We start from the raw sequence: 10083 nt of genomic DNA, 5'->3' as shown, positions 1-10083 counted from the left end.
TTAGGATTATGGTGAGACGATTGGCATAAAATTTTACGCAACCAAACTTTTCAAACATCCTCTAAGAGACTTCTAACTGTTTTAGTTCTGCAAATTTTGGTTTTGCTAGTAGAATTATCGCAATCATAGATAAGCTTGTTACCACAATCACACTTATTACATTTGGATCGTCAAAATTGCTTCCACCCACTAATAAGGCAGCTGCAATGTTGCGTTGAGAAGTACCTACAGCTAGTACTCGCTGTATATCCTGCTCTGAGCCTCCTAGGAAATAACCTAATCCAAAAGAGACGGTGATAAAAGCTAAGGAAGCAATTATGGCGCCTGATTTAACCAAATAGATTAGATTATTAAACTGAAGTATCAGTGATATTACTAGACCAAGAATCAATGTAATGCTTGATACTTGAAGCATTATCGGTCTAATAATATTAGCGATTGCTTCGTAACGGCTAAAAATTAGTAATCCAATTAAAAGCGGTGCCAGCATTACAAAGATTAATGGTTTGGCTATATCCCATGCACTAACATGGACATTTTGCAATACTAATGGCAGTACGATGGGCATGTAAATAATTGTGCCACACATTAACAGCATCATTAACCCTGTAGAAAACGCAATATTTCCGTTGACAATTTGGGCAAGTTTTGGCAATGCTGGAGGACCTGCTGCGACTGCTAAGATAGTGAAACCAATTTTAATAGATTCACTTAGAGGTATTATCTGCAAAAGCAAATACACTCCGGCAGGTACTATAACAAAGTTTGCTACAAGCGAAAAGATTATCAGACGAACATTGCGAAGTGGTTCTATAATTTCCTTTACAGTTAGACTTAAGCCAGTACCAAACATTGTAGTAACGATAAACGTAAGGAATGCTAGCTTATTAATCAATGAAAAGTTGATTAATGAATCTATAGCTAACAATGGATTATTCATAGGTTACTTAATATTCAGAGTTACTTGCCGCAAGTTTCCTGTAAATGCAAAAGGCGCCTCATAATCTTCCACTACAGGTGTACCGTTGTCTCGACCTATATCAAAAGTTTCGTCTAATCCCCAACGGTATGCTACGGTTTTTTCAATGCGACCAAGAGCAACTTGTTTATCGTTAATAAATAGTTTGCCTGTTCCACCAGCACCTGCGGCACCACCATCAAAATCAAAATCAAACCGCAGTGTGGATTTTCCGTTTGCCACTTTTTCAGAAGATTGGATAATTGTGCGGTCGTTACCTAAAAAGTTATAGGCAAAAGTTGGCTTGCCATCATCAACAAAGAAACTCCAACCAGCAAAACGTCCACCTTGGCTAACAAGCACACCCTCTGTATCATCGTCCGAAGCCTCAATGTTTGCTGTAATGCTAAAGGACTTGTTTTTGAGGTCGGGAGCGCTACCTTCGGGAACTCTTACAGTACCTGGATAATACGTAAACTTTGTGCGTCCAGCGCTTAAACTAGGACGAATACCAACATCAAACCGCGTTAATAAACGGTCGTCTAAAGGTAATACATTATACTTGCGTGCTTGCGCTAGAAACAGGTTTTGCAGCTGCTTGAGTTTATCAGGTTCCTTTGCAGCAAGGTCATTTGCTTCGCTAAAATCTTCATCAATGTTATAAAGTTCCCACTTATCTTGGTCAAAGTCTGAGCCTTTTGAACGTTCCCACGGTAAACGAGGATGACGAGCAGCCGCAACCCAGCCCTTATTATAAATCGCGCGGTTTCCTAACATCTCGAAATATTGTGTTTGGCGCCTTGAAGGTTCATCGGGGTTGTCGAAGGTGTAAGCTAGACTAGTGCCTTCGATAGGTTGTTGCTCTACACCATTAACACTGGTCGGCTCAGTAATTCCAGTGACTCTATAAATAGTGGGAGCAATATCAATTACATGATGGAATTGGCTGCGAATTCCACCTCGGTCTTTGATGCGGTCACCCCAAGCAATTACTAAAGGGTTGCGAGTTCCACCAAAGTGAGAAGCAATTTGCTTTGTCCATTGGAAAGGTGTAGTTCCTGCCCATGCCCATTCTGCTGGATAATGATTAAAGGTTTTGGGACTTCCTAAGTCATCGTATGAGTCGAACAATTGTTCAAGGGTTTCACCTACACCGTTAAAGACTTTTATTTCACTAACGGTTCCAGTTAATCCACCTTCTGCACTGGCGCCATTGTCCCCCACTATATATATGACTAACGTATTGTCTAATTCGCCTAATTCCTCAACTGCATTTATTAACCTTCCCACTTCCGCATCAGTATGTGCTAAGAATCCAGCAAATACCTCCATCATGTGGGCATAAAGTTTTTGCTCGTTTTCTGGAATAGAATCCCATGCAGGAAGTTCTTTGGGACGAGGTGTAAGCTGGGCAGAAGCGGGAATTACACCTAGTTCTTTCTGTCGTGCAAAGGTTTCTAACCGCAATTTATCCCACCCTTGGTCAAACTTACCCTTGTACTTTTTAATCCACTCTTTAGGTGCATGATGCGGAGCATGAGTGGCGCCAGTAGCAAGATAAGTAAAGAAGGGTTTATCAGGAGCAACTGATTGTTGTGCTTGAATCCAAGCGATGGCATGGTCTACTAAGTCAGGAGTTAGATGATAATCAGAATTATTAGGTTTCTCAATGCGCTTAGTATTTTCAACTAAAGCAGGGTTCCATTGATTAGTGTCACCACCAAGAAAGCCATAGAAATACTCAAAACCTTCCTGTGTAGGCCAACGGTCGAACGGGCCAACAAAACTAGTTTCATTGTCTGGTGTATTATGCCATTTACCAAATGCAGCAGTACTGTAACCATTTTGACGCAATACTTCAGCAACCGTAGCAGCACTCTTTGGCAAAATTGCTGTATAACCAGGAAAGCCTGTAGCTAATTCTTCAACTACACCCGTACTCACTGAGTGATGATTGCGCCCAGTTAACAACGCCGCGCGCGTAGGTGAACAAAGCGCCGTCGTATGAAATTGGTTGTAGCGTAAACCACGTTCAGCTAAACGAGTCAAATTAGGAGTGTCTACTGGTCCACCAAACGTACTTGCTTGTCCAAACCCAACGTCATCAAGCAAAATTAGTAGGACATTAGGAGCATTTGCTGGTGCAGTGATTGGTTGTGGAAAATCTTGTTTAGAGTCTTTGTAAGTAATACCAATTTTGCCTTTGAAGGGCGGTTGTGGAACTGGTAGGACTTGAGATGTTACAGCAAGAGCAGGCGCCGTAAAGATATTAGTGAAGAGTAGTACTGTGGTCATTAACCAGAGAATTGCTCTTTTGAAATGAAATTGTGGCATAGATGTACATCATCTTGATTTAATTTTTAGCTGAACCTAACCCCCCGACCCCCTTCCCTTATAGCGAACGAGGAGTACAATTACTCCCCTCTCCTTGTAGGATACCGCTGGCAAATGATAGGTTTGACCCCTCAGTATCACGATTTTGCGTCATTTCCGGAAATGTAGAGACGCGACATGTCGCGTCTCTACTGGTCTCTGTGGTAAAAAGGAATTTACCCCTTTACCACAAAAAACTACCATGTCATCAAAAATTGCTGAACACTTAGGGCGCCTATTCGAGGTAGGATTTAACATCGGCGCCTTATCAGCGATAAATCAGTATAATATTAAACATAACTTCGGTAGTTTATACCGTGAGGAACTTGAAAATCTGAACTTTGCCAAAATACGTCAGAGAATAGCTTCAGAAGTAATTAGCGCAGTAGATAGAGAAATTGCAGAAACATGGAGTACTTTTTTTCTCCAAAAAGGGTTTTTAAGCGGTTTGAATTTTCTTCGTGAATACCTCAGTGCAGTTGGATGGAACGAACCACACCGTCTCAAACGTGTAGAAGTAGTTTACTATCATTGTCGGTTTAGTGGTGAAAACAGTCTCGGTACTTATGACACCGAAGATAACCAGCAGTGGTACAGTCGTGTTTTATCACAGTTGTCTTTAAATTCCAATGCGTTACCTATATATATAGACAAATACAAGAAAAAGGGTGAGTTTCTCAACGCTGATACTTTAGTATTATTAAAATATGGTAAATCCTATAGAACTCTATGTATAGATTTGACGGTGTTTGGAATACGTTCGCAGAGTGACATCCAGAATATCGACTATGTAGAGATTATCCGTAATTTACTAGCGCGCGATGTGAATTATTTACGTTCCAAAAGCGTATTTTCACGATTGCGTCTTGATACCGAATCTGTAGACTTTGAGATATCACCCGATTTAACTCAATATTTTAACGCTTTCAAATATCGAGATAAGGAAACCGCAAAGTTAATTCAAGCAGGTGGTTATATTTACAGCTTTTATCAGTTTCTGCAAGAAGCTAAAATAATAAGCGATGCATCAATGGTTTTCAATGCAGTCGGTTACAGTGATAGAGACATCAATGCTATATCTGTTACTCCTCAAAATATCGAGATTTTAAAGACATGCTACGAAATCTATAAGCATCATCAAAACGAGGATATATCATCCGCACGTTTGGGAGTGTTAAATAAAATCAAGCGCAGTGCTTATAGTAGTTTTGAACGGGGAAAAGAATTTGTTGACGCGATATTATCGATAACTCCGGGCAATATAAATTGTATACCTCCCCATCGCGAGAAGATAACAGGGTTTTTTAACTCGGTTGCACAACTTCCTCCAGAGTTAATGCAAAAAATGGGATTATCTGGAAAGCTAAACCTACGAGATGCACATGCTGAACTCATCAAAAAATCTTTATTATCACAGGACATATTTGTATTTTTAACGGGTAATCCTGGTATTGGTAAAACTACAGCAATTGTCGATTTTCTCAAAAAGCATCTAGATGATGGTTTTCTGTTTTTCTATGTCAGTCCGAGAAAACAAGTCAACCTCGATGTTATAGAAAAATTTAAAGATAAACAAACGCAGAAGCTATGCGACGATAGGTTATTTACCATCAACTCTCACAGTAGTCTCATCGCTGATAACTATGGAGATTACACCGTTCAGTATACCAGTAACGGGCGCCAAGGCAACCATATGCAGCAAGCTGTTAATTTTGTCGATAGTAATGTTGATTTACAATCCAAACGTACCAACCGACTCGAAAACTCTTCCGATGATACCATTCGTGATAAGGGCAGAAAAAGCAAAGGTGTTTTAAACAGTGTTTGCGAAGCTATCTCAACCGTTATTGAACACGAAGTTTCTGACCAAATTGTTGCAACCACTTCAATTCAAGCTTTAAAGAAAACTGGGGTGGGGATGGGGGATACATTAAAGCATTTTGAGAAAATCTTCAGAAATGCTTATAACGAGCGTGAAGGTACTATTTTTCCCAAAAAGATGCAGCAAATATCAAGACGTATCAAACATTTCTTTGTAATGATTGATGAAATTACAGGTGATGACGGGGGTGTAGAATTTTTAAATGGGATATACGAAATAGTTGCTAGATATAAATTAACTAATCCTGAATTTGGTTTCAATACAAAAATCATAGTTGCCGATGCTTCGATAGTTGACAAAAATGTAATTACACAGCACTTGTCTTTGGAGGCGCCGGAACCTGATAAAATATACTTTCGGCGCCCAAGTGACGAGTTACGTAATCAACCAATATCATTAGAACGCTTCGTTTTTAAAAACCTGCCTGCGACGGTAATTAATACAAACTCATATCCCGCGCGTTCTTTAACTATTACATACAAACTTTTGATACAGTCAGAGAAGTACGACGAACAAACGAATATTCAAACCAAAAAATATTTAGAAAAAAAGCTACAAATCGAAATATTAAAAGACATTCAAACACTTCTCAATAATCCTGATATTGAACAATTTATCGTTTATATCCAGCATAAAAGAAAATTAGCGGAATTAATCGCTGAGATTCAACAGCATCAAGAATTTGACTTGTATACTGATTATTTAGAAATACACGCGAGTATATCCGAAGAAGAAAAGCAAAAAATCCATCAATATCAAAATCAAGCCAAAGTTATATTTATGACTTCTTCGGGAAGTCGTGGTTTATCGTTTCCAAAAGTTAAACATATCCTGGTAGAAATTCCTAAATACCAAATTGAAAACAACTTGATGGAAATTATTCAGGTTATATATAGAGGACGTGGTGATGAAAAAATTGATAATCAAGATAAAGAATTAACGTTTTATTTAGGTGTTAATTCTTACTATCATTCAGAATCAGACAGGCAAATATCAATTCAAGAAAGTGTACTTGACATTTTAAATATCTTATTGATTTTAAAAGCTGCGATAATGACGAGAATATTTGGTTCTGGTCGGATCGGTCGCGATAAGTTTATTATTATACCTATTGGAGGTAAATCAGTTTTTGCAGCAGGTGAAACATTTTCGATGGAACTAGCAAATTTAATACTGTTGTTGAAGCAAGAAAGTTATCGAGAACCAAGTCATAAACTGATTGAAAATGTGTATACCAGTCTGGAAAAATTACTGAGTTCTGCGGAATTTGTCATTCAAGGTGCCGCAGAATCCAATTATCTCAAATTGCGCTCAGAGTTCAACACTAAATTTATTCAAAACTATAACACACTCGATAAACTCCTTGATAATGGTGCCATTGAATCAGCTTATATAAGCGGTGGCATGATAATCGTACCACTTGAGAATAATACATTAGAAGAAAACTATCTAATCAAATTAGCAGATATAAACGAAATAGCCAACGATGTACTTTGGCAGAACATGCAAAAAATCAGCCATAGTAAATCATATCCAGAAAACCTGCGCTCGGCAATTAAAGATGCCATCGAACTAATCAAAAAACTACGCACAGGAGCAGAGAAAACACAACGTTTAGAACTACGCGCGTCACAACCCGACCAATATTATGCGTTTCCATTATTTGCATTTATTTGTGGAGAGGCAATGCGCGCGTACTTTGAAACTCAACCCGAAGAACCAGAAGATAAAAGCTTTCGCGACATTTTAGCTAGATATATCCGGTCATCTTATGCAGTAGGTAATATTTTACCCATTGGGTTAAATTATAAAGACTTTCCTTTTGTTGTGTTTAGAAGCTACAGCTTGAAAGAGACACGACAGAAGATTTTTACAGACAAGTATTTACTATCATCCCATGAATTAAACGTATTGAACCTAATTTTGTCAAAATAACCCCTCTTGTAGCATAGGTGTCTCGCCTGTGCAGTCATTGTATTTTTTTTACCACAGAGTCACAGAGAGAAGATTGGCAACGGATATAACGGATGTAACGGATAGTTGATTATATCCCACATTCCGCACTTGGTGAATGTCGTATAATATATTCGCAACAGCTACATGAAAATTTCCAATCGAAGCGTACAATTATGGACTGGGGTATAGAGTACAACGGCTTTTGTTGGGATGAAGAAATAGAACGACTTAAGAAAGGTGAATTAGTTGGAGAATATTTTTTAGATATTAGAGCAGACAAACCAGCACCCAAGCAAAAGCTTGTTGCGTAATTAAAATATTCAGTTTAAGCTTGAATGTGAACCAATGGTTCACATTTTGGAAATTAGTTATTTAGGCGCCTCAGCAGTATGAAATTTCAATGATGAACGTAATACTTTAGATAATACAGGAAGCGCAAATAAACTATTTGGAGTTTTAATCATATGTGCCACTTCAACAAATCTTCTGTAAATATAGGAATCATTGACTGAAAGTGCCATAACTTTATCCATATACATGTGCATCAACTGGGTAATTTTATCTGCTTTACCACCTTCAGTAGTTTCATAGCGAAAATCTTCACCTGTTGCCATCAACCAGGGTGTCTGTAAAATTTTTGCTAACTCTTTTTGGAACTTTAATGTTAAACCCTTTACGTTACGAGGCGAATTTTTGAATTGCTCTTTCAAACAACGTGAAAGTTGTAACGCAGCTAATGCTCCTGTTGTCATTCCTTGACCGTAGACTGGATTAAATGCACAAACTGCATCTCCAATTGCGATTATACCATCTGGAAGATATGAAAGTTTTTCGTAGTGGAGCCAGCAATTTTCTGTGCGTCGATAACCATATACTGGCGATATAGGTTTTGCGTTTTTGATGGCATCGTAAATTATCGGACTGCGTAGACTTCGGGCAAATTCTAAAAAACCATCAGCATCTGTAGGTGGGTAATCTTTGCCTATACCAGACAATGTAATTGCCCAACGATTACCTTCTACAGGGAATAAAACTCCACCACGTAATTTATCAGGTGGTTTTGCCGCTAATAGCAATGCTTTCCAAGAAGCGGAAAACCCTTCTGGAACTTCATACCAGCGTGTACTATACCCTAAAAAAGAATTAATCACCGTTGTTTCGGGCGCCTGATAGCCAATTTCTTCTAAAAACTTGGGTAACTGCGAGTTGCGTCCACTAGCATCAACAACTAAATCGGCTGTTAGTTCTTTGTACTGAGCGCTATTTTTACAGTGTAATTTGACTCCAGATACTTGGTTATCAGTATTTACGAGTAATCCCTTGAACAACGTTGCTGTCACAAATTCTATATTTTGGTAACTACTTAATCTTTGGCGAACAAGCCATTCCAGAAAAACTCGGCTACAAGTATAAGTAACGACATCTGAAGATGTTAGCGATACCCATCCACACATGTTCAACGTTGGACAATCATGAACCCAATCAACCGACGGGGCGCCTGCTTCAGCTAACTGGGCTTTTATCCCTGGAAACAGTTGCTCTAAAATTCGTTGCCCTTGTGTTAAGAGTACGTGAACGTGATGTGTTTGGGGAACTCCTTGACGATATTCGGGCTTGGACGAAAGCTCGTCACGTTCTACCACAGTTACAAAATCAAAATGTTCTACTAATATCCGCGCGGTTAGCAAACCCGTTAAACTGCTACCTATTACTACAGCGTGACTACCAGTATCAACTTGTTTCTGTTCGTTCTTTAGATAGGTCATTATGTATTCTTCACTCTACATAATCGCATTACATACTTATCTTGTTTTTAAAAACATCTATCCAAAGAGTTAACTTGATATATCTACTAGCAGTAAATATACGCTCGACACGTTTAAAAATAGGTGTTATTTTTGACAAAATGTTTTTTGCGTCAGGATTATTTTAAATGCTAGGGAATATATTTGGGGGTTTTACAAAAAATATAGAGCGTTCTCTTAGAGACAATTCTGACTATTTTGCTAAAACAAATCGTAAAGAGTTGAGTAAATTATTTGACGAAAAGCTTTTTCCTTTAGCAGATAGATTAGATTATATAGCTAGGCGAAGAGTTGAGCAAGCTTTGAATAATTTAGAAGAACTTGAATGCAAGATAGTATCAGACATCGAAGGTTTACTCAATAAAACTGACACAAAAATTAATAAAAATATAAATAAAATAAATGATATACGTTTAGATACAATTAAAGATTTACAGAGTTTGTTAGGAACCGCTGATTTGTTTGTTGAAAATCGAATCAATCAAATATCTTTAACAATCATGCAGGGTATATACTTAATCGAAACAGTTGTGAATAATACACTTACAGAAGTAAATAATTTAGAGAATAAGGTTGTTGACGATATTAATAAAGTTATTAATAAGCTTGATAATAACTTTAATAGTTTAGAAGAAAAAATATTTCAAGATGCTGATTATCTAGTTGATAAGCTAATTCGTAATATGGATGAGATGATAGAAGGTAATATTGAATTAGTTCGCAATGAATTAAAAAGAAATTTGCTTCATGCATTACCAAACCCTTTTGATAAATGTAGGCAGTTACTCAAGCTTGGCATGAAACCAGGCGCCGCTTTATCTGACATTGAACTTTACGAATTAAGCGAGTGTTATGAGTTAAGTAAGTTAAATGAAAATATTTCTGTTGATGAAGTATTAAAAATATATGGACAGTCACAACTCAACGCTGCAAGAATGGCATCTTTAGTTAGAAATGCACCTGAATTAAAACGAAGAGCAATTCAAGACTGGATGAAATATGGAGTACTTTGTGATTTTTGGCGCCGTACTGTTCAAAATTATAGTTTAGACACTTCATTCGAGCTACCTCAAACCGAAAAAAAGCTATTAACAGGCATCTAAGTAATA

6 protein-coding genes are annotated in these 10083 nt (G+C 37.7%); 3 read left to right on the top strand and 3 right to left on the bottom strand.

Features of this window, described 5'->3' with window-relative positions:
* Positions 1-61: 61 nt before the first annotated feature.
* Together AC2JBO_RS21855 and AC2JBO_RS21850 are read right to left on the bottom strand one after the other, a co-directional pair.
* Positions 62-940 (bottom strand): bile acid:sodium symporter family protein, encoded by an 879-nt coding sequence (locus AC2JBO_RS21855; protein ID WP_496955759.1) that lies wholly within the window; start codon positions 938-940, stop codon positions 62-64.
* Between the two features lie 3 nt (positions 941-943).
* On the bottom strand, positions 944-3292 hold the full coding sequence (locus AC2JBO_RS21850; protein WP_496955758.1) for an arylsulfatase: 2349 nt from the start codon (positions 3290-3292) through the stop codon (positions 944-946).
* A 241-nt stretch (positions 3293-3533) separates the two neighbouring features.
* Between AC2JBO_RS21850 and AC2JBO_RS21845 the strand changes: the two genes are divergently transcribed.
* The gene (locus tag AC2JBO_RS21845; protein WP_496955757.1) at positions 3534-7148 is read left to right on the top strand and encodes a helicase-related protein; all 3615 of its coding nucleotides are present in this window, start codon (positions 3534-3536) and stop codon (positions 7146-7148) included.
* Between the two features lie 194 nt (positions 7149-7342).
* Positions 7343-7480, top strand: coding sequence for a hypothetical protein (locus AC2JBO_RS21840; RefSeq protein WP_496955756.1), 138 nt, complete (start codon positions 7343-7345; stop codon positions 7478-7480).
* A gap of 57 nt (positions 7481-7537) precedes the next feature.
* On the opposite strand, the gene AC2JBO_RS21835 is transcribed toward AC2JBO_RS21840, so the two are convergent.
* Positions 7538-8935 carry an FAD-dependent oxidoreductase gene (locus AC2JBO_RS21835; protein ID WP_496955755.1) on the bottom strand — a complete coding sequence of 466 codons (1398 nt, stop codon included), beginning with the start codon at positions 8933-8935 and terminating at the stop codon, positions 7538-7540.
* A gap of 167 nt (positions 8936-9102) precedes the next feature.
* On the opposite strand from AC2JBO_RS21835, the gene AC2JBO_RS21830 reads away from it, so the two are divergent.
* The gene (locus tag AC2JBO_RS21830; protein WP_496955754.1) at positions 9103-10077 is read left to right on the top strand and encodes a hypothetical protein; all 975 of its coding nucleotides are present in this window, start codon (positions 9103-9105) and stop codon (positions 10075-10077) included.
* Positions 10078-10083: the final 6 nt, after the last annotated feature.

The organism is Calothrix sp. CBUCES-K 9914, from assembly GCF_059640475.1.
The sequence above is the reverse complement of the archived record's forward strand: the minus strand, read 5'-3'. Positions and strand labels throughout refer to the sequence as shown.

Coding starts and splice junctions, on each gene's coding strand:
- AC2JBO_RS21830 (WP_496955754.1), top strand. CDS start 9,103: ATGCTAGGGAATATATTTGGGGGTTTTACAAAAAATATAGAGCGTTCT.
- AC2JBO_RS21840 (WP_496955756.1), top strand. CDS start 7,343: ATGGACTGGGGTATAGAGTACAACGGCTTTTGTTGGGATGAAGAAATA.
- AC2JBO_RS21835 (WP_496955755.1), bottom strand. CDS start 8,935: ATGACCTATCTAAAGAACGAACAGAAACAAGTTGATACTGGTAGTCAC.
- AC2JBO_RS21855 (WP_496955759.1), bottom strand. CDS start 940: ATGAATAATCCATTGTTAGCTATAGATTCATTAATCAACTTTTCATTG.
- AC2JBO_RS21845 (WP_496955757.1), top strand. CDS start 3,534: ATGTCATCAAAAATTGCTGAACACTTAGGGCGCCTATTCGAGGTAGGA.
- AC2JBO_RS21850 (WP_496955758.1), bottom strand. CDS start 3,292: ATGCCACAATTTCATTTCAAAAGAGCAATTCTCTGGTTAATGACCACA.